Source organism: Chitinimonas arctica, from assembly GCF_007431345.1.
Lineage (GTDB): Bacteria > Pseudomonadota > Gammaproteobacteria > Burkholderiales > Chitinimonadaceae > Chitinimonas > Chitinimonas arctica.
Map to the genome: position 1 here is coordinate 4,812,021 of NZ_CP041730.1, position 19,234 is coordinate 4,831,254.

15 protein-coding genes are annotated in these 19,234 nt (G+C 62.5%); 9 read left to right on the forward strand and 6 right to left on the reverse strand.

The genetic code is table 11. From position 1 onward, the window contains the following. Nucleotides 1-490: 490 nt before the first annotated feature. Nucleotides 491-1,105: a methyl-accepting chemotaxis protein gene (locus tag FNU76_RS21895; RefSeq protein ID WP_223879137.1), complete on the reverse strand. Its 615-nt coding sequence runs from the start codon at nucleotides 1,103-1,105 to the stop codon at nucleotides 491-493. 83 nt (nucleotides 1,106-1,188) lie between these two features. Between FNU76_RS21895 and FNU76_RS21900 the strand changes: the two genes are divergently transcribed. Beyond that, nucleotides 1,189-2,259: a flavodoxin family protein gene (locus FNU76_RS21900; RefSeq protein WP_144280173.1), complete on the forward strand. Its 1,071-nt coding sequence runs from the start codon at nucleotides 1,189-1,191 to the stop codon at nucleotides 2,257-2,259. Between the two features lie 136 nt (nucleotides 2,260-2,395). Here FNU76_RS21900 and FNU76_RS21905 read toward each other — a convergent pair whose 3' ends face one another. Continuing rightward, complete coding sequence (locus tag FNU76_RS21905; protein WP_144280174.1) at nucleotides 2,396-2,725, reverse strand: hypothetical protein; 330 nt, start codon at nucleotides 2,723-2,725, stop codon at nucleotides 2,396-2,398. A 710-nt stretch (nucleotides 2,726-3,435) separates the two neighbouring features. Then, on the reverse strand, nucleotides 3,436-4,104 hold the full coding sequence (locus FNU76_RS21910) for a putative metalloprotease CJM1_0395 family protein (protein ID WP_223879138.1): 669 nt from the start codon (nucleotides 4,102-4,104) through the stop codon (nucleotides 3,436-3,438). Nucleotides 4,105-4,315: 211 nt separating this feature from the next. Here FNU76_RS21910 and FNU76_RS21915 point away from each other — a divergent pair, with 211 nt between their 5' ends. Genes FNU76_RS21915 through FNU76_RS21925 form a run of 3 tightly spaced genes read left to right on the forward strand, consistent with a single transcriptional unit; the run spans nucleotide 4,316 to nucleotide 11,429 of the window. Then, complete coding sequence (locus FNU76_RS21915) at nucleotides 4,316-6,061, forward strand: autotransporter assembly complex protein TamA (RefSeq protein ID WP_179958241.1); 1,746 nt, start codon at nucleotides 4,316-4,318, stop codon at nucleotides 6,059-6,061. 1 nt (nucleotide 6,062) lies between these two features. Continuing rightward, nucleotides 6,063-9,992 carry a translocation/assembly module TamB domain-containing protein gene (locus FNU76_RS21920; protein WP_144280176.1) on the forward strand — a complete coding sequence of 1,310 codons (3,930 nt, stop codon included), beginning with the start codon at nucleotides 6,063-6,065 and terminating at the stop codon, nucleotides 9,990-9,992. An 18-nt stretch (nucleotides 9,993-10,010) separates the two neighbouring features. Beyond that, complete coding sequence (locus tag FNU76_RS21925) at nucleotides 10,011-11,429, forward strand: 3'-5' exonuclease family protein (RefSeq protein WP_144280177.1); 1,419 nt, start codon at nucleotides 10,011-10,013, stop codon at nucleotides 11,427-11,429. 10 nt (nucleotides 11,430-11,439) lie between these two features. Here the strand turns inward: FNU76_RS21925 and FNU76_RS21930 are convergent, their stop codons facing one another. Then, complete coding sequence (locus tag FNU76_RS21930; RefSeq protein WP_144280178.1) at nucleotides 11,440-12,432, reverse strand: sulfotransferase family protein; 993 nt, start codon at nucleotides 12,430-12,432, stop codon at nucleotides 11,440-11,442. Beyond that, nucleotides 12,420-13,217 carry an aspartyl/asparaginyl beta-hydroxylase domain-containing protein gene (locus FNU76_RS21935; RefSeq protein WP_144280179.1) on the reverse strand — a complete coding sequence of 266 codons (798 nt, stop codon included), beginning with the start codon at nucleotides 13,215-13,217 and terminating at the stop codon, nucleotides 12,420-12,422. The genes FNU76_RS21930 and FNU76_RS21935 overlap by 13 nt, the downstream gene beginning before the upstream one ends. A 72-nt stretch (nucleotides 13,218-13,289) precedes the next feature. Between FNU76_RS21935 and cysC the strand changes: the two genes are divergently transcribed. Next, entirely contained in the window at nucleotides 13,290-13,928 is a 639-nt protein-coding gene (gene cysC, locus FNU76_RS21940) for an adenylyl-sulfate kinase (RefSeq protein WP_223879139.1), read from the forward strand. 8 nt (nucleotides 13,929-13,936) lie between these two features. Here cysC and clpB read toward each other — a convergent pair whose 3' ends face one another. Continuing rightward, complete coding sequence (gene clpB / locus FNU76_RS21945) at nucleotides 13,937-16,519, reverse strand: ATP-dependent chaperone ClpB (RefSeq protein ID WP_144280180.1); 2,583 nt, start codon at nucleotides 16,517-16,519, stop codon at nucleotides 13,937-13,939. A 194-nt stretch (nucleotides 16,520-16,713) separates the two neighbouring features. Here clpB and FNU76_RS21950 point away from each other — a divergent pair, with 194 nt between their 5' ends. From FNU76_RS21950 to FNU76_RS21965, 4 genes are all read left to right on the forward strand, one after another. Next, the gene (locus tag FNU76_RS21950) at nucleotides 16,714-17,124 is read left to right on the forward strand and encodes a low affinity iron permease family protein (protein ID WP_144280181.1); all 411 of its coding nucleotides are present in this window, start codon (nucleotides 16,714-16,716) and stop codon (nucleotides 17,122-17,124) included. Between the two features lie 31 nt (nucleotides 17,125-17,155). Further along, the gene (locus FNU76_RS21955) at nucleotides 17,156-17,401 is read left to right on the forward strand and encodes a (2Fe-2S) ferredoxin domain-containing protein (protein WP_223879140.1); all 246 of its coding nucleotides are present in this window, start codon (nucleotides 17,156-17,158) and stop codon (nucleotides 17,399-17,401) included. A 206-nt stretch (nucleotides 17,402-17,607) separates the two neighbouring features. Next, nucleotides 17,608-17,790, forward strand: coding sequence for a hypothetical protein (locus FNU76_RS21960; protein WP_144280183.1), 183 nt, complete (start codon nucleotides 17,608-17,610; stop codon nucleotides 17,788-17,790). A 214-nt stretch (nucleotides 17,791-18,004) separates the two neighbouring features. After that, entirely contained in the window at nucleotides 18,005-19,219 is a 1,215-nt protein-coding gene (locus FNU76_RS21965; protein ID WP_144280184.1) for a sensor histidine kinase, read from the forward strand. Nucleotides 19,220-19,234 lie beyond the last annotated feature (15 nt).

Genomic DNA, 19,234 nt, shown 5'->3' on the forward strand with positions numbered 1-19,234 from the left:
GTCGTGCTTCATGGGACGGGTATGATCTCGATTGATGCTTTAACTTGTGCGAGGATTGGCCAGAAGCCCAATGAACCTCTCGGGATCCCTGCCGAATTACAACACCTGCGGGTCTGCGGACCCGCGAGATTCCGCTAGTTACAAATACCCCACCTCGGTTTCGTTTCGCGTCTCTGCGCAACCCGTTGTCGGAATCCCTCCCACTCCTGCAAGCCTGATGGCAGCAGAATTTTCGTGCTGTCGGTGCGTTAAGCGGCCGGTCCTGCGTCGCACCACCGAAACTGGATGGTATCTGGTCTGCATTTATTCAGCCCAAACCAGATGGGACTGGCTATCGGCCTCACCCGGACTTCAAAACGTTCAACGCTCGAAGTGACAGGCTCTCCATTTGGAACAGGCGTTTATGCGGACGGCGGATTTTATGCGAAATGTGGAATCCTAGATTCTGCCATGGAACACCTCTAAGCAGCTTGTGCCGGCGGCACGCGCTTTAAAAGAATTCGGCGTCGCCCGATGAAGCGCTGGACGCGGTAGTGCCACCATGCAGATGCGCCTGTTCCAAGGTGGAATACGTACCTTGCAGCCGGCGCAGCCAGTCGTTCGGCGACACGGCTGGCGACTTGCCGTCCGGGTCGTGCAATACGGCGGCCAAGTGCTCCTCCATGCGGGCCAGGTCCTGTACGACATGGTCCATCATCTGGCAGGCCCTATCCTGGAACTGCATCGCCACCAGGTTCTGGTTCAATTCCTGCTCGACCTGGTTGCCGTGTGCCTTCAAATTACTGTTGATATCCGCCATGCGCTGGGTCGCGACGGTGAAATCGTCCAGCGAGGCATCGAGCATCTTCAGCGCCGCACCGGTCTGCTGGTTCTCCGTCACGCTGAACCCCCGGCCGTGCTCGCCGGCCCGCGCCGCCTCGATGGCAGCGTTGAGCGCCAGCAAGTTGGTCTGGTTGGCGATTGCCGCCACCCCCTTGGCCATGCCGTCCAGTTCCGCCGAAAAGCTGGCCAGGCTGGTGACCTGCTCGATCAGTTCGGCGCGGAAGTGGCAAGGAAATTTCAACGTCGCGACCTGCTGTGCTGCGGTAATGGGCTCCTCAGGCACATTAATTGCCAAAAAATTTTATTCAGATACGACGAGTTGCGAGCTATCTGCTTGGCTTTAAAGCATTGTTCGCTGGAGCCCAAATGACCGATATCCGAACAGGGCAGGCACCGCCGCCACTCACGCGCGAGCAGTTCCACGCTCGCTTCAATGTTCGTTTCTATGACCCGGCCTATGCAGTCGAGCGCGATGCGATTGCACGGCTGGAAGAGATTGCCTGGCAGGCCTTCCAGGAAGGTCGGAAGGCGCCAATCACCCAGCCGGCGGGACCGGAATTCGCTGATCCGAGCTATCAGATATCCGTGCAATGGTTGGAAACACGCAAGCGCCTGCGGCTGGCCCAGCAGCGCTGGAATGACAGCGCCACGCCATCACGCGTGTTGTTGGTGTGTGGCAGCGCGCGCAACGATGGCACCTGTCCCGGCGAGATATCCAAGACCTGGCGGTTGACCGGGATCGCCCAGCAGGTGCTGGAGGCGGAAGGCGTCGAGGCGGATGTGCTGGATTTGAGCCTGGTCACATCGGAATACGGCCGCACCATTCAGCCCTGCAAGGGTTGCGTATCGAGTGCGATGCCGCTGTGCCACTGGCCATGCACCTGCTATCCCAACCACGCACAGGATCAAGCCGATGACTGGATGGCCGAGATCTATGAGCGCTGGGTGGCCGCGCATGCGGTGATTATCCTGGCGCCCACCTATTGGTACCAATCACCCAGCCCACTCAAGTTGCTGATAGATCGCATGGTCTGCGCGGACGGCGGCAATCCGGACCCGACCACCACGCACGGTAAACAGGTGGTGGAGGCCAAACGCATGGAGCAAGCCGGCTGGGATTATCCCAAGCATGTGGCAGGGCGGGTCTTCGGCGTGGTGGTACACGGTGATGTGGCTGGCGTGGAGCCGCACCGGCGCAGCCTGGTCGATTGGCTGGAATGGATGGGCATGATCGACGCAGGCGCGGCCGCTAAGCTCGATCGCTATATAGGTTATTACGAGCCTTACTACAGCAGCCACGATGTGCTCGATAAGGACGAGGACGTGCAGGAAGAAGTGCGTAATGTGGCCCGTTCGGTGTTGAATGCCGTTAAGGCACTGCGCGCCGGGACCCTGAGCCAGCCAGATAAAGCGACCAAGCCGCCGCGGCCGAAGTGAGGCGAGTGGCTGCGCGGAACGGTTGGTGTGCCGCCTCCGCCTGGCTTGGATAGCATTTGGCGTGGAGCAATTTGCTGATCAGAGGTTCGATGGGCGGATACGGAAGGGTAGGGAACCTGTAACTGCCGTGCGTCCATCAGACATGCAGCTTGTCCAGATTTGCTTGATCCAAAATCGTTTGGTCAACGACATTGACGATTTGTCCGGCCGGTATGTCGAAAATCCGTTGGAAATCCGCTTGCCCCAATAACTCCTCCGCTTGACGCAGAAAGTTATTGTTCAGCGCATTCAACATCTCGGCAGACGGTACCGACGTGCGGCCATCACCTGCGCCCTCGCCGATTTGAAGCAGGCTCGCTTGATGATGACGACGCAGCTTCAGTAACTTATCGATCTTGTGCGCACGAGGTGTCTCTCGGAGCACCGAATCGACCTTTCGTTCAAAGTTGTCTTTGGGATGTTGCATGGCACTTTCTCTCCGGTGAGCCTGAACACCATGCGTCCGCGATGGTGATGCATGGCAATGCAACTTGCGTGCCTCCCAGTCTGCAGGCACGTTACCGTAGTCGCCATACAAAGCGCTTGTGACACCATAGCCTCGTGCCAAATGTACCGTCAAGGGGGGCGAGCTGCCTTGCCCTGTTGCCCATAGGACTTGATTCGACAGCTGGTGACAGACGCCGTGTACTCCATAGACAAAGATTGTCCCGCAGGCCTGCGGATCCGTGCCTGAAGGGATATTGGGTTTGCACAAGCATTCGGCCAAAGCCTTATTACCTGCGGCGGAACCTATCAGTCCATCTGGAAGCGACGGTGTCCCGCCCGTCGGATGAAAGTCGCCCCAACAGTACCTAATAACGTGATCCCGCCGCGATCACAGTAGAAATGTCTGCATACACGGGCACCCTGTTATCGAAATCCGTTACCCAAGTATGATCCCACTTAAAGGTGGAAGTGAACGCGGGCTTGGCCCAACTGAACAGCATAAATGACTTCCTATGATTTATACGGAAATCGGTCGTGCGGCCATCCCCCAAAAAATCCAGGCCGGCACCTCAGTCTGACGCTGATATGCGTCCGTCCTGTATAAGACCCGCGATATCTGGCGAGTTCAATGCGCGGGATGCAATTGTTGGCGGGCCATGCCATTGTGACCGCGGCTTGTGCGCTCGGTGCCTAAGCATAAGCACTAATCAAATTATTAGGCAGCCCCGACTCCCGCGCCCCCTGATAAGCCTGCCGAACCCGCTCCGCCGAGTCCTTGCTGTCGTCACCCGTCCCGTTTGCCTCAGCCGCAATCTCAATCCGTGCCGCCTGTGCCATCCTCCCAGCCTGCGCCGCCACCGCCTGGTCCGCGCCGGACGGATCGCGTGGAGCCAGTGCTGCACGAGCGATACTAAGCGCCTTCTGCAGCGATTCCTGCGGCGTACTCCCAGGCGACACATCGATATTGACCTCGCCACCAATGGCATAGCTGACCCCATCCGGCCCGCGCTGATAGCTGTAATGAGGGCCAGAAACCGTAATACCGCCCGCCGCGCTCAGATGCGCCTGTTCATGCTGGCGCACCTCACGGTCGCGGGCCTGCAGCTTGCGGACCTGCTCCTGTTCTTCCTGGCTCAGTTGCGTATCGGTTTTCGACAGCGGCGAATTGCCGTCCCGCGCCTGGATATCCTCCGGGGCGGGGCTGGTTTCGACCCGTTGGGCGGCGCATTGCGTGCAGCCGCAGCTGGCGGCGTGCAGCCTTAAGCTGGTGGCGGCAAGATAATTGCTGCTGGAAACGCCGGAGAGCGTCATGGTCAAGCTCAGCCCTGTGGAACTGGCTTGCCCGGGAATCATTGCCATGGTCCGCCGCTCCCGCAGCGATGCGTGGCGGCTCCCCGGTTGGCCAGTGTTTATAATCAACGCATGTAAGCCGGATTTTACCCACTTGCCGTCGCGATGGCATGACCGCGCGTCGGTAATCCATTATTAAGTAATTGTTTCCAAATGGATCAAGGTGCCGACATCCAATCCGTTCATGACGTGCCGTCCGGGGCTGGTTAAACTCCCTGCCGTGCCACGTCCATCCTTTACTCCCCGTCTGCTCGCCTTGCTGATGGCCGCACCGGCATTTGCGGCAGGGCTCGATTACCACGTCGATATCAACGCCCCCGCGCCGTTGGCCGAGTTGTTGCGCCACAACCTCGGCATCCTGCGCTGGAAAGGTAACGATTACATCGACCGGGAGCAGTTGGAGCGCCTGTATGAGGCCACCCCGAAAGAGATCGAGACACTGTTGGCGCCGCAGGGTTACTTCCAGCCCAAGATCGAAAGTTCGATCAAACTCGAACGGAAGGGCTGGCAATTGCAGTTCACGGTGGAGCCCGGCGAGCAGGCCATGGTCCACGATGTGGACGTACGGGTCGAGGGCGCCATCGTCAATGAGCCCGACTTTCGCGCCCGCTGGGCAGAGCTGCTCGAAGTGTGGCCGCTACCCATCGGCGGTAACTTCACCCAGTCCGAATGGAGCGGCGCCAAGCGGCGCGGGCTGCAGGCCTTGATCATCGACCGTTTCCCGGCCGCGACCATCAGCCAGAGCCGGGCCGAGATCGACCCGGCCAAGGCCAGCGCCGAATTGACGGTCAACTACGATTCGGGCCCCCGCTTTACCTTCGGCGAACTGCAGGTGAAGGGTCTGCAGAAATATCCGCGCACGCTGATAGAACGTTTCTCCACCTTCAAGGCGGGCGAGGGCTATAGCCAACAGAAGCTGCTCGATTTCCAGACCGCCTTGCAGAACACGCCGTATTTCTCCAGCGTATTCGTCGATGTGCCTATCGACGCGAGCAAGCCGGATGGCGTGCCCGTCAGCCTGGAACTGGTCGAGGCGCCACGCTACAAGACGGAAGTGGGCTTGGGTTTCGATACCGATAAGGGGCCGCGCGCCAGCGTGGTCTATCGCGACAGCAATCTGCGGCGGCGGGGGTGGATCGGCACGGTGGATCTGAAGCTGCAACGCCGCGAGCAATCGTTCAATGCCGGCGTGGAATTTCCGCCGAATTCGGATGGCTATCGCTATGCCGGTAATTTCGTGCTCAAGCACGAGGATGTGTCCGGCGTGAACACCACTACCCAGACCGTCAAGGTGCAGCGCAGCCGGCAGAAGGGCAAGATCGAGATCACCCAGGCCCTGCAGTACACCATGGGCCACGAAAAAACCGAGGATAAGCCGGAGCAGCGCAACAAGGCGCTGATCCTGTCGCAGGACTGGTCCCGGATATCGGTCGACAATCCGGCCGATCCACGCCGTGGCCTGTTGCTGAACTGGCAACTGGGCGGGGCGGCCAAGACGCTGTTTTCCAGTACCAACTTCGTGCGCGCCTGGGGGCGGGTCGGTTGGTACCACCCCCTGGGAGAAGACGGTCTGCTCTTGCTGCGCGGCGAGGCCGGCCAGGTGGTCAGCGACGATACCGCCGCCGTACCCAACGATTGGTTGTTCCGTGCCGGCGGCGCAGGCTCGGTGCGTGGCTACGATTACCAGACCTTGGGTTTGAAGACCGCCAGCGGCGCGGTCGAGGGCGGGCGGGTGCTGGCGACGGCCAGCGCCGAATACCAGCACAAGATCGTCGGCAAGTGGCGGGCCGCGGTGTTCGCCGATGTCGGCGGCGCGGCCAACGACTGGCTTTCGTTCAAAGCGCACAAGGGCTATGGCGTGGGTGCCCGCTGGGCCAGCCCGGTAGGGCCGTTCGCGCTGGATGTGGCCTATGGCGCCACGGACAAGAAGGTCCGCGTGCATTTTTCCTTAGGCGTGGGGTTCTGAATTGAGTGAACCGGATAAGCAGGCGCAAGCCGAGCCCGCCGCCCCGCCGCCGCGGCGCCGCTTTCGCCTGGGGCCATTGTGGCTGGAACTGTTTCTGTTTGCCTGCGTGGCGGCGCTGGCGGCCTTTGTGCTGCTGGCGGCCAGTCCCACCGGTACGCGCGGCCTGTTCGCCGTGGCGAGCAAACTGTCTGGCGGAATACTGCGTGTCGGCCATGTGGAGGGGAGCCTCTGGCACGAACTGGGCCTGTTGGATGTGCGGCTGGACTTAGGGCATACCACGGTGGAACTGGACCGCCTCAAGCTGCAATGGCAGCCCGCGCAACTACTGGCCGGCAAGGTGGATATCGACAGCTTGGCCATTGGCGGCGTACGTATTGCCAGCCAACCCGCCACGGAGCCGACCACCGTACCCACCTCGCTGGATCTACCGCTGGCCTTGCGGGTGGGACAGCTTAGCCTGGACGATATCCAGATCGATGGCCAGCTCGTGTTGCGCCGCGCCACGGTCAAACTCGACAGTGACGGCGATCTGCACAAATTGCAGCTGGTGCATGCCGAGACGCCGTGGTTCAGCGGCGAGGGACGCCTGACGCTGGCCGGCGCACGGCCTTTTCGCCTGGCTGGAAAGCTGGCCCTGATCGGCGCCGCCGAAGGGGCGCCCTGGCATATCGACGTGAACCTGGCCAATAGCCTGGAAGCATTGCAGTTGAAGGGGCAGGGCAGTGGCGGGCCGCGCGGCATCAAGCCCTTCCTGGCCGATTTCGACCTGGCGTTGCGGCCATTTGCCGCGTCGCCCTATGCCATGCTGCAAGCCGGCCATCTCAAGACCGAGGCACTCGACCTGCGCGTGCTGTCTCCCAACTTGCCCCGTACCGCGCTCGACATCCAGCTCCGCGCGAAACCACAGATCTGCGGGCCCGTCCAAGGTCCGGACAAGACTGTATGCAAGGATGAAGGCGTTTCGACCCAGCTGGCTATCGTTAACAGCCTGGCCGGAGATTGGCCGGCCGGGCGATTGCCGCTGTCCAAGGTCGAAGCGACGCTGCTGCTCGACACCAAGCAGGCCCGCATCCAGCGTTTCGATGCCAGCCTGGCCGGTGGACAGCTAAGCCTGGCCGGCAGCGCCGGCCTGCAAAAACTCGACCTTACCGCCACGCTGGACAAGCTCAAGCCGCAAAGCTTCGGTGGCCCGAACTGGCCGCTTTCCGGCAAGCTCAAGTTGCAAGGCAGCCCCGAGCAGCCACGGTTGCTGGGCCAGTTGAGTGACGGGCGCATGAATATCGAACTGGATGCCGGCCTGGCAGGGAAGGGCGAACAAGCGCAGCTGCTGGCCAAGCGCCTCAAGCTGGCCAGCCCGCAGGGGCAATTGGAACTCAGCGGGCAACTGGGTTTGGCAGGTAAGCAATTGTTCACGCTCAAGGGCAATCTGGCCGGTTTCGATCCTGCCCTGCTGTCGACCCCGCTGGCGCGGCCGGTTCCGGCCGGTGAGCTGAATGCCGATCTGCAGGTGAGCGGCCAACTGGCCGATGGCTTGGCGCTGGCCGGCAAAGTGACGCTGCGCCCCAGTAAGTTCAATGGCCAGGCCCTGCTGGGCCAACTGCAAGGCGATTGGCGCGCCGGCCGGCTCAGCGACGTCAAGGCGGCGTTGGCGCTGGGTCCCAATCGGCTCAATGCACAGGGAAGTTTTGGGCGTCCCGGCGACAATCTGAAGCTGGATCTGCAATTGCCGGATGTCGGCGATTTCGGCCCCGCTTTCCACGGCCGCCTGGAAGCCGACCTGGTGCTATCCGGCAGCCTGCAGCGGCCTCACCTGGAAGGCACGGCCAGTGGCGAGAACCTGCGCCTGCCGGGCAAGATCGCGGTCGGTCACGCCAAGCTGGCGGCACGCCTGGATGCTGCTCCCGACAAGCCGGCCAGCAGTCCGCTGGTGCTGAAGCTGGAGTTGACCGGCCTGACCGCGCCGCAAACGGAAGTGGCCAATGCCAGGCTGAATATCGCCGGTACCCAGGCCGCTCACACGGTGGAGTTGGACGGCAAGGGTAAATTGGCCGAGCAGGCCTTCGACCTGGTGTTGAAAGGCAGTGGCGAGCTGAGCGCGCAAGCCTGGCGCGGACGCATCGATGTGCTGGAAAACCGTGGCCTTTGGCCGGTGCGGCTGAATGCGCCTGCCCAACTGGCGATCGGCGCCGACGGCGGTGGCGTGCAGGGGCTGGATGCCAGCGCGGTCGGTGCGAAGATACGCATCCAGCACGCTGAATGGCACGCCGGCCGGTTTGGCGCGCAAGGCGAATTGCGTGACGTCGCCTTGGCGGAATGGCTGGCCCGCCTGCCCAATCTGAAAAAACGGGTCGCCACCGACCTGGTCCTGGCCGCCCGCTTCGACTTGCGCGGCGACGACAGCCTGGCCGGCAGCGTCGTGCTGGAACGGCAGGCCGGCGACCTGCAATTGTCGGTGGAGGACCCCACCATCAAGCCCATGCCGCTCAAGTTGTCCGATGCCCGCTTGCAAGTCGATCTGAGCGGGAATAAGGCAAGCCTGGGCGTGGATTTGAAGTCGGCGTCCTTCGGCACCGTGTCGGGACGCTTGGCCAGTCATTTCCAGAAGACCGCGACGGGTTGGCAACTGGCGAATGGCGCGGCGCTGGAAGGACATCTGCAGGCACAGATGCCGTCGCTGGCTTGGCTGGGGCCGCTGATGGGCCCCAGTGCCAAGGTGGCCGGCAAGCTGTCGGCCGAGCTGACCGCAGGCGGCGTGGTGGGCGCACCGCGCTGGTTCGGCAAGCTCCACGCCCAGGATGTCGCGCTGCGTTTGCCCGAAAGCGGCATCAATTATCGCGAAGGGCAGCTGGAAGCCACCCTGGATGGCGATACCGCGCAGCTTGCCACGCTGTCGCTGCAGGCGGGCAAGGGGCGTGCCACCGCTTCCGGCCGCATGTCGCTGCGCGACGCCGGTCCCGAAGGCGCGGTGCAAGTCCGCTTTGAGCGCTTCGGCGCCTTGACCCTGCCGGACCGCAACCTGGTGGTGTCGGGCGAAACCAGCCTGGGCGTACAGGGCGAGGCGCTGACCCTTACCGGCAAGCTGACCGCCGATGAAGGCTTGATCGAACTGCCCAAGAGCACCGCCGCGGTGTTGGGCGACGATGTGGTGATCAAGGGTAGACCCGCAACGGCCGGCAAGCGCGGCAAGCCCACGCCGCTGACCCTGCGGCTGGATCTGGACCTGGGACAGAAATTCGTCTTCAAGGGGCAGGGCGTGGATGCCCGCCTGTCCGGCCTGGTGCGCTTGGCGTCCAGCCCCAGCCAGCCCCTGACCGCCAGCGGGGCGATGAAGGTCGAGGAGGGCCGTTACGCCGCCTACGGCCAGAACCTGGCCATCTCCCGCGGCATCATCACCTTTCAGGGACCGCTGGATAATCCGGCGCTGGATATTCACGCGATCCGCAAGAACCTGCCGGTGGAAGTGGGGGTGAAAATCGTCGGTACCGCGTTGTTGCCACGGGTTTCGCTGACCTCCGATACGCCGATGGCCGATGCGGAAAAGCTGTCCTGGCTGGTGCTTGGACGGGGTTCCGCCAGTGGCGGCGGCGATGCCGACCTGCTGCTGACGGCCGCCGATGCCTTGTTCTCGGCCGGCGAATCGGTCGGATTGCGGCAGCAGATGGCCGGACGCCTGGGCTTGGACGACGTCAGCATCGGCCGCTCGGATGCCTATTCGAGCAAGACCGACAGCAGCGGCAATGCTTTGTCCGGCCGCGTCGTCAGTCTGGGCAAGCGGCTGTCCGAGCGGGCTTATGTCAGCTACGAACAAAGCCTGGACGGTGTCGGCTACGCGGTAAAATTGACCTACCAGTTGACCCAGCGGGTCTCGGTTGCCCTGACCGCCGGCAAGACCAGCGCCACCGATGTGCTGTATTCATGGGTGTTTGATTGATTTCTTTCCGAGTAGCCGATGTCTTTCTCGTTGGACCAGCCTTTTATCTTTGTCGACCTGGAAACCACCGGGGCCAATCCCGAGCGTGACCGCATAACCGAAATCGGCTTGGTGGCCTGGGAGGGCGGCGAGGCACGCGAATGGAGTACCCTGGTCAATCCGCAGACCACCATCCCGCCCTTTATCTGCCAGCTGACCGGCATCAGCGATGCCATGGTGGCGCAGGCGCCGGCATTCGCCGATATTGCCGCCGAGGTGATGGCGCGGCTGCAAGGCCACGTGTTCGTCGCCCACAATGCCCGCTTCGACTATGGCTTTCTGCGCAATGAATTCAAGCGCGCGGGGCTGGATTTCCGGGCGCGGGTGATCTGCACGGTCAAGCTGTCCAGGAAGCTGTTTCCGGGCGAGTACAAGCACAATCTCGACGCGGTGGCCGCCCGCAACGGTCTCAGCGCCGACGGGGTACGGCATCGCGCGCTGACCGATGCCCGCCTGATCCACCAATTCCTGGTCAAGCTCAGGCAGGAACTACCGGAAGACACGCTGGCCGGCGTATTGGCCGATATCAGCCGGCAAGCAGGGCCACCGGCCGGGCTGGATGCCGAGATGATCGATCGCCTGCCCGATGGGGAAGGTGTCTACCTGATCTTCGGCGAAGCCGGGCAGCCGCTGTATGTGGGGCGTAGCAAGCAGTTGCAGCGCGGTGTGCTGGCCCACTTCGCACCGCCGGGCCGCGGCAACAAGGCACTGCGCATCCAGCAGCCCATCAGCCGTATCGAGTGGGTTTCGACCGCCGGGGAGTTCGGTGCCATGCTCGCCGAAGCCAAGCTATTGAAGTCGCTTGAACCCAGCCTCAATCCGCCAAGGCGCGGCCAGGCGGAACTATGCGCCTGGCGCTATCTGCCGAATGCCGACGGCAGCGCGCAAGTGCAATTGGTCCATGCCGCCGAGCTGGATTTCGGCCGCGAAGCAGGGCTTTACGGCCTGTATGCCAATCCGCGTGAAGCCAACCATACCTTGCGCAAGATCGCCGAGGTCCACAAGCTGTGTCTGGTGCGCCTGGGCCTGGAACAAGCGGGCCGTCGTCGCGCCGCGCCCTGCTCGGCCATGCCGCTGGGACGCTGCCGTGGCGCCTGTGTGGGCAAGGAAACCGCCTTGTCCCACCAAGCCCGTGTCAGCGCCGTCCTGGCGAAATTGGCATTGGCGCGCTGGCCTTATGCCGGCGCTGTGCTGATACGCGAACAAAACCCCGGTAGCACTGCCTGCGACTTGCACTTGATCGATCATTGGCGCTACCTGGGCAGCGCAGCCAATGAAGCGGAAATGCAAGTCTTGCTGGCGAATCCACCGCCGGGTGAATTCGATGCGGATATCTACAAGCTGCTGAACAAGCAGCTGCGAGAGGGTAGCGGCCTGAAGGTGGAAACCATTTCCTGAGTCATCGCTACTATTCCGCCAACTGCGATTTCCGCAGCGCTTCCAATGCCTGATAAGGGCCTCGCGCCCATTGATTGACCTGGGCGATCAATTCCGGCGCCGCTTCGCGCCGTTTGCGCTCACGGTCGGCCTCGAATGGCAGGTCGGGTTGTTTGGCGTTTTGGCGGGCGGCGGCTTCGGCCATGGGCAAGTCTGCCGCGCGCAAATCGAATAGCGGAGCCAGGCGGCCGGTGAGGGCATCCGGCAGTTCCTCGTAATTGACCGCCAGGCCGCCAAAGGCTTGGCAACGCGCCAACCCGGCCGCCAGGATGCGACCCAGGCAACGGGCGATGAATTCCGGGCGCGACATGGCCAGCGCCTCGGCTTGCGGGAAGGCCAGCATCGAGGGGCCTATCATGCCGGGGACCATATGGGCGCCCGGCGCCCGCAGCTGCGAGACGGCGATTTCCAGCGGGTCGCGATAGAGAAAGAGCCAGGGTGTATCGGGGAAAGCCCGCTGCAACAGCGGTAGGTCGAAGATATTCCAGGCATCCAGCTTGACCACCAGCGCTTGCTCGCTGCCCAGGCGCTGCTGGCCATAGGCGGACAGCAGCGCCCGCGTCCAGGCCAGTTGGGTGTCGCCCGTCAAGGGGGAGAAGTAATGGGCCCGCAGTACCGTGTCCAGCGTGGGCGGCTCCGACAGGACCGTGTGGCTGGCCAGCCGGGCCAGCATCTGCGCCATCAGGGTCGAGCCACAGCGCGAGGCATGGAAGATAAAACAGGTGGGCGGCCGGCCGGGGCTGCGTTGCTGCCAATCCAGCAAGGCGGTAATGGAGGTGTCGCGACGAAAGGCTTGATTGAAGGGCAGGCGCAGGGCGTGATCGACGCTGCCACGGAAAAAAGGATCACGCAGCGCCTGCCGGCCGAAGCGGCACCAATCGACGCGCCAGTCGCCGCTTTCCGGCGCGACGCGTATCGGCAGCCAGTCCAGGAAATCTTCGCTGTACGGGTTCAGGCCATCCATTGTTCGATCCAGTCGCGGCGCCCTTGGCGCATGGCGGATTGCACATCGTCGGGTGCGAGTACCAAGCCATAGACGCCTGCCAAGGCAACGACGGCGGCGGTAAAATCGCCGGCGTCGGTTATGTCGGCCAGCTTCGCGGTCAATTGGGCGTCGTCGTGGACGAGCCGGCGGAAGGCCTGGAACAATTCGGTACCATGGCTGGCTGCTGCCTCTGGCGTGCTGGCCAAGCCGGTCTCGATGATCTGGTACAGCCAGCGCGAGGGGCGGCAATCGAGTACCAGGTGTACGCGCGCTTCGTCGGCGCGGTTTTCCACCCGATGCGGGCGCGAGAGATCGAGAAACCAGCATTCACCGGGCTGCATGGGGATGCGGCGGTTATCCAGCAGGAATTCCACCCCGACGGGACTGACGATGGGGATATGCAGGCGCATATCGCTGCCCGGCATCCCCAGGTCCGGGTCGCAGTGCTCGCGAATTCGGCTACCCGGCCCCAGCCGCAGCAGCCGGGCACTGCGCAGGTCCAGATCCAGCCGTCCCAGCAAGCCTTGCCAGAAGGCATCGTAAAGCGGGGTGGCCACGCCGGCGGCTTGGCCTGCACCGGGCGCCAGGGCGCTGGGTGCGTCCGCCGGGGCGATCAACGCCACGCCGCTCCAGTCGCCCTCGTAATAGCCGCTATTGAAGTGCGCTTGCCAGTGGTCCGCCGGGATGGCTTGCATGGCGGCACGCATCGCCTCCACCTCGAAAACCAGAGGCAGCCGCGCGTAGAGGGGCAGGGAAGTCAACATGGTCGAATCCGGCAAAGGCGACGAGGGCATTCTAGACTGCCACTTCAACGCCTGCCGAAAGGAACGCCCGCCATGCACATGCCCCCGCGGCTGATCATTCCCCATCCCGTGACCATCACACCCGCCATGCGCGCCGCCCGCAACGGCCATGGCGCGGCGGTATTGCTGCTGACCGGCCTGCCCGCCGCCGGTAAATCCACCGCGGCGCAGGCGCTGGATGCCCTGCTGTTTTCGCAGGGCCACCATGCTAGCGTGCTGGATGGCGATAACCTGCGTACCGGACTGAATGCCGACCTGGGCTTCAGCCCGGCCGACCGGATGGAGAACCTGCGCCGTGCCGCCGAGGCGGCGCGCTTGTTGTACCAGGCGGGCCAGATCGTGATCGTGGCCATGATCGCCCCCTTGGCGGCCCATCGCGCCCAGTTTGCCGAACGGCTAGGCCAGGACTACCTCGAAGTGTGGTGCAGCGCTCCCCTGGCCAGCTGTGAGGCGCGTGACCCTAAGGGCTTGTACGCGCGGGCCAGGGCAGGGCAGCTGGCCGACTTCACCGGTATCTCCGCGCCTTACGAGCAGCCCTTGGCACCTGCCCTGGTCCTCGATACCCATACGCTCAGCCCGGCCAGGTGCGCCGAGCGGCTACGGGTCTTGCTGGTCGAGCGGGGCGTGTTGCCCGAACGCGAAGTCGGACATGCACCCTTGCCCATTGCCTGAACCCGCGCTCAGTTCGGCTTACCGAAGCTGAGTTCCCCATCGCGGTAGTCCACCACGATGGTGTCCTTGGCGACAAACTCGCCACCCAGGATAGCCTTGGCCAAGGGGTTTTCGATCTCGCTCTGGATCGCCCGCTTCAAGGGGCGGGCGCCATAGACGGGGTCGAAGCCGGCCGTGGCGATATGGTTCAGTGCCGCTTCGCTGACGGTCAAGCCCATCTCCAGGGCAGCCAGCCGGCTTTGCAGGCGTTGCAGCTGGATACGGGCGATCCCGGCGATCTGTGCCTCGCCCAAGGCATGGAAGACGATGACTTCGTCGATGCGGTTGAGGAACTCCGGCCGGAAATGGCCCTTCACTTCGCCCATCACCGCCAGCTTGACCAATTGATAGTCGTCGGTGGTCATGGCCTGGATATGCTGCGAGCCCAGGTTGGAAGTCATCACGATCACGGTGTTCTTGAAGTCCACCGTGCGGCCCTGGCCATCGGTCAAGCGGCCATCGTCCAAGACTTGCAGCAGCACATTGAAGACGTCGGGATGGGCTTTTTCCACCTCGTCCAGCAGGATGACGCTATAGGGTTTGCGCCGCACCAGCTCGGTCAGGTAGCCGCCTTCCTCGTAGCCGACGTAGCCCGGCGGGGCGCCGATCAGCCGCGACACGCTGTGCTTCTCCATGAACTCGCTCATATCGACGCGAATGATATGTTCCTCGGTATCGAACATAAAGCTGGCAAGCGCCTTGCATAGCTCGGTCTTGCCGACACCGGTCGGCCCCAGGAACAGGAAGGAACCGTAAGGGCGATTCGGGTCGCCCAGGCCGGAGCGGGAGCGCCGGATGGCATCGCTGACCAGCCGTACCGCTTCCTCCTGGCCGATGACCCGCCGTTGCAGGGCGTCTTCCATCTGCAACAGCTTGTCGCGCTCGCCCTGCATCATCTTGTTGACCGGAATGCCGGTGGCGCGGCTCACCACCTCGGCGATCTCCTCGGCGCCCACCTGGGTGCGCAGCAAGCGGTTCTGCTTGGGTTCGCCCTCTGCTGCCTCGGCCACATGCAGGCTGGCTTCCAGCTCGGGCAGCTTGCCGTATTGCAGCTCGCTCATCTGCTGCCAATCGCCTTTGCGGCGTGCTTCTTCCATGGCGTGGCGGATACGCTCGATTTCCTCGCGGATGGCTTGGGAGCCCAGTACGGCCGCTTTTTCCGCCTTCCAGATTTCTTCCAGGTCGGAATATTCCTGTTCCAGGCGGGCGATTTCATCGTTGATCAATCCCAGCCGCTTGATCGAGCCCTCGTCCTTCTCCTTCTTGACCGCTTCGCGCTCGATCTTCAGCTGGATGACGCGCCGCTCCAGCTTGTCCATGACTTCGGGCTTGGAATCGATCTCCATCTTGATGCGCGAAGCCGCTTCGTCGATCAGGTCGATGGCCTTATCCGGCAGGAAGCGGTCGGTAATATAGCGATGGCTCAACTCGGCCGCCGCGACAATGGCGGGGTCGGTGATCTCCACGCCATGGTGGACCTCGTACTTCTCTTGCAAGCCGCGCAGGATGGCGATGGTGTCTTCCACGCTGGGCTCGCCCACCAGGACCTTCTGGAAGCGCCGCTCCAGCGCCGAATCCTTCTCGATGTATTTGCGGTATTCGTCCAGCGTGGTGGCGCCCAGGCAATGCAGTTCGCCACGGGCCAGCGCCGGCTTGAGCATATTGCCGGCATCCATGGCGCCTTCGGCCTTGCCCGCGCCGACCAGGGTATGGATCTCGTCGATAAAGATGATGGTATTGCCTTCATCCTTGGACAGCTCGTTGAGGACCGCCTTCAGCCTTTCCTCGAATTCGCCGCGGTACTTGGCACCGGCCAACAGCGAGGCCAGGTCGAGTACCAACAGTTTCTTGTGCTTGAGCGACTCGGGCACTTCGCCATTGACGATACGCTGGGCCAAACCCTCGACGATCGCGGTCTTGCCCACGCCCGGCTCGCCGATCAGCACCGGGTTGTTCTTGGTACGGCGTTGCAGCACCTGGATGGCGCGGCGGATCTCGTCGTCGCGGCCGATCACCGGGTCCAGCTTGCCTTGGCGCGCCCGCTCGGTCAGGTCCAGGGTGTATTTGCCCAGCGCTTCGCGCTTCTGTTCGGCGTCCGCGCTATTGACCGATTCGCCGCCCCGTACCGCGTCGATGGCGGCGGTAATGGCCTCCTTCTTGCCGCCGTACTCTTTCAGTAGCCGGCCGGTTTCGCCCTTGTCCTCGGCCAGCGCCAGCAGGAACAGGTCGCCGGAAATAAACTGGTCCCCCCGCTGCGTGGCGGCCTTGTCCATCAGGTTCAGGAGCTTGGACAGTTCCTTCGATACCGTGATCTCGCCCTCCGTGCCGGATACCTGCGGCAGCCGCTTGATGGCGCCTTCCAGGCCGGTCCGCAGGGGATTGATATTGACGCCGGCACGGGCCAGCAACGATGCCGCACCGGAGTCGGCATCGTTCAGCAAGGCCAGCAGGGTGTGCTGCGGCTCGATATAGGGATTGTCATTGGCCAGCGCAAGGCTTTGCGCCTCGGCCAGCGCCTGCTGGAATTTGGTCGTCAGTTTGTCGTAGCGCATGGTCGGATCTCCTGGTGTGCGGCGCAGCGCGCCCGGTCACATATGGCTTTAGAGATGGGGGAGGCCGCAGGGCATTTCAAGCGGCTTCCATGCCGGACAAGGCGGGCACGTTCCATGCCTATTCGCCGTATAGCGGCGTGGTACCACGCCACATCGCCATTCGGCTGAGTTTCCCTCCAGGAAAGGATTACATAATGTCCGGTAAAAAAGTTGCTTGGTTTACCCAGCTGGCGAAACAGATCGCCTCGTTCACAGGCAAGCCGGTTACCTTCTCGGTCGCACTGGGTCTCGTCCTGGTCTGGGCGATCAGCGGACCGATGTTTGATTTCAGCGACACCTGGCAACTGGTGATCAATACCAGCACGACCATCATCACCTTCCTGATGGTGTTCCTGATCCAGAACACCCAGAACCGCGATACCGAAGCCTTGCAGATCAAGCTGGACGAGCTGATCTACTCCTTGGAAGAATCGAACAACGCCTTGCTGGACCTGGAGGAATTGGACGAAGAACAACTGGACAAGATTCGCCAACGCTATGTACGGCTGGCTAAAAAGACGCGCGCGGAGGCAGATGAAGAGGCCGAGGCGCCGCAGCCCGAGTAGCACGCCGTACAATAGGCGCATGGTTACCATCATGGTTTGCATCAAGCGCCGTTTCGAAGACCAGCCATCCTGCGCCGGCCGTGGTAGCGAAGCGCTGGCCTGCAGGCTGGAGGCCGAGATCGCCAGCCAGGCGCTGCCGCTCAAGGTGCAGCGCTTTCCCTGCCTGGGTTTGTGCGAGATCGGTCCGAATATCAAGGTGGTGGGCGGCGACCTTTATCATCGGGTCGATGAGGCGGCGCTGCCCGCCATTTTGTCGGAGGCGTTGGGGACACGTTGATACGGCGGCACACCGGCGAGCAGGTTCGTGGCAGTACAATTTGGACGCTGACAGCGGGTAGAGAACGCATCCGCAAAGGCTGGTGTCTCTATGAAGTCGGTGGTCGGCTGGCGCTCGTCGTCGGCGGTTGGATTGGCGCGAAGCTGCCAGGATGAAAGCGATATTTCCGCTTCTCAATTCAGCTTGAGGGCGATGTGAGGTTAAAAATGTTTACTTATTTCAGCCGCGGCGAAGGTGCTCGGATCAACAGAGAATTGATGGAGCGCAAGACGCTGGATTTGTCCGGTTTGTCGCCGCAAGGTATAAAAATTATTCGAGAGACGAGATTTTCTCGAGAAGAGATCAATCGAGCCTTTGCAGCGGCGCGCAAGGATATTGCCTACGAGTGAAGTGATGAGCTCTGAGGTTAAATGCAACTGGATTTTCGCGAAGCTTGTAAGGAATAGCCAGGCGATCTGACATTTGGGACAATACGATTCCCATCGTATCCCGTCCGTCTCTGCACATCTTCCGTCCCCACGCATTCGTCGCTTGATCCCTTCCCCTTTTATCCACCATCGGCACCGTGATAGCGTGCGGGCTTGCCTCACAGGGGAAGCAAGCATGGAACAGCAGGTCGTCAAGCCGGGCAGTTGGTTGAGCAGGCTATTTTTGCGGGGAGATGCGTATGGCGCGTGGATGATACGGTCCCGCTCCAGCGTGGAGCAGCGCGACGTGGATATCCTCGACCGCGTGACCCATTCGCCCCGTTCGCTGGGTTTTGCGCTTGGTCTGGTATTGAGCGTGGGCTTGTTGATACTCCTCTGCAACGCCATCGTGGTGGATGAAGTCGCATTATGGCGGGTCGAGGGTCGCTTGCAGTCCCGGTTCAGTTTAGATTGGGCGGCGCCCACCGCGGCGGATTGGTTACGGGCAGGTATCCTCGCTCCCGTGCTGGTCTGGTGCGTGCTGGATATCTGGCTTGGCTACCGCAAGTACCTGGGGAAATTCCGCTACTACTTATTGCAGAGTGTCGGTGTCGCACTGGTCCCTACCGTACTGGCGGCTTTCGTGATGGGTAGCCGGCAGGGGTGGCATTCGGCGATATCGGTGCTGACCATGGCGGGGTTCCTCACCGTGCTATGTACCCTGCTGCTGGTGGCGGCCGTCAGGCTGGTGGCGCATCGCCGCCAGCTGCGGCGCAACGAGGAGCAGGAGCTGCTGCGCGCCGAAGCCGAGAGCGAGCGTTTGGCGCGGCGCTTGAGCGAAGCACATTTACGACTGCTGCAAGCGCAGATCGAACCGCATTTCCTCTTCAATACCCTGGGTGCCGTGCAGCAACTGGCCGAAGCCGGCGCACCGCGTGCGTCTGCCTTGACCGCCAGCCTGATACATTTCCTGCGCGGCAGCATGGCGCAAATGCGCGCCGAGCAGGTCGGCCTAGGCGAAGACTTCATCCTGGTGGAAGCCTATCTGCGGGTCATGCAAGCCCGCCTGGGCGACCGCTTGCGCTTTGCCCTGGCGCTGCCGCAGGAATTGGCAGGACAGCGGATTCCGACCATGATGCTGCTGACCCTGGTGGAGAACGCCATCAAACATGGCATAGAGCCGGCGCTGCGAGGCGGCCGCATCGATCTCCAGGCGTTTGCCTCGGATGGGCAATTGCATGTCCAGGTCAGCGACACCGGCCAAGGTGTGAGCAATCAATCCGATGGTGGCGTGGGCTTGGCGAATATCCGCGAGAGACTGCGCCTGCAATATGGCGATAAGGCGGAACTGCAGATACCGGAAGCGCAGATCGAGGGCTTTACGGCCACACTCCGCTTGCCGTTGGAGTAAACCGGCCATTGCGCC

Coding starts and splice junctions, on each gene's coding strand:
- FNU76_RS21900 (WP_144280173.1), top strand. CDS start 1,189: ATGACCGATATCCGAACAGGGCAGGCACCGCCGCCACTCACGCGCGAG.
- FNU76_RS21905 (WP_144280174.1), bottom strand. CDS start 2,725: ATGCAACATCCCAAAGACAACTTTGAACGAAAGGTCGATTCGGTGCTC.
- FNU76_RS21910 (WP_223879138.1), bottom strand. CDS start 4,104: ATGGCAATGATTCCCGGGCAAGCCAGTTCCACAGGGCTGAGCTTGACC.
- FNU76_RS21925 (WP_144280177.1), top strand. CDS start 10,011: ATGTCTTTCTCGTTGGACCAGCCTTTTATCTTTGTCGACCTGGAAACC.
- FNU76_RS21930 (WP_144280178.1), bottom strand. CDS start 12,432: ATGGATGGCCTGAACCCGTACAGCGAAGATTTCCTGGACTGGCTGCCG.
- FNU76_RS21935 (WP_144280179.1), bottom strand. CDS start 13,217: ATGTTGACTTCCCTGCCCCTCTACGCGCGGCTGCCTCTGGTTTTCGAG.
- cysC (WP_223879139.1), top strand. CDS start 13,290: ATGCACATGCCCCCGCGGCTGATCATTCCCCATCCCGTGACCATCACA.
- clpB (WP_144280180.1), bottom strand. CDS start 16,519: ATGCGCTACGACAAACTGACGACCAAATTCCAGCAGGCGCTGGCCGAG.
- FNU76_RS21950 (WP_144280181.1), top strand. CDS start 16,714: ATGTCCGGTAAAAAAGTTGCTTGGTTTACCCAGCTGGCGAAACAGATC.
- FNU76_RS21955 (WP_223879140.1), top strand. CDS start 17,156: ATGGTTTGCATCAAGCGCCGTTTCGAAGACCAGCCATCCTGCGCCGGC.
- FNU76_RS21960 (WP_144280183.1), top strand. CDS start 17,608: ATGTTTACTTATTTCAGCCGCGGCGAAGGTGCTCGGATCAACAGAGAA.
- FNU76_RS21965 (WP_144280184.1), top strand. CDS start 18,005: ATGGAACAGCAGGTCGTCAAGCCGGGCAGTTGGTTGAGCAGGCTATTT.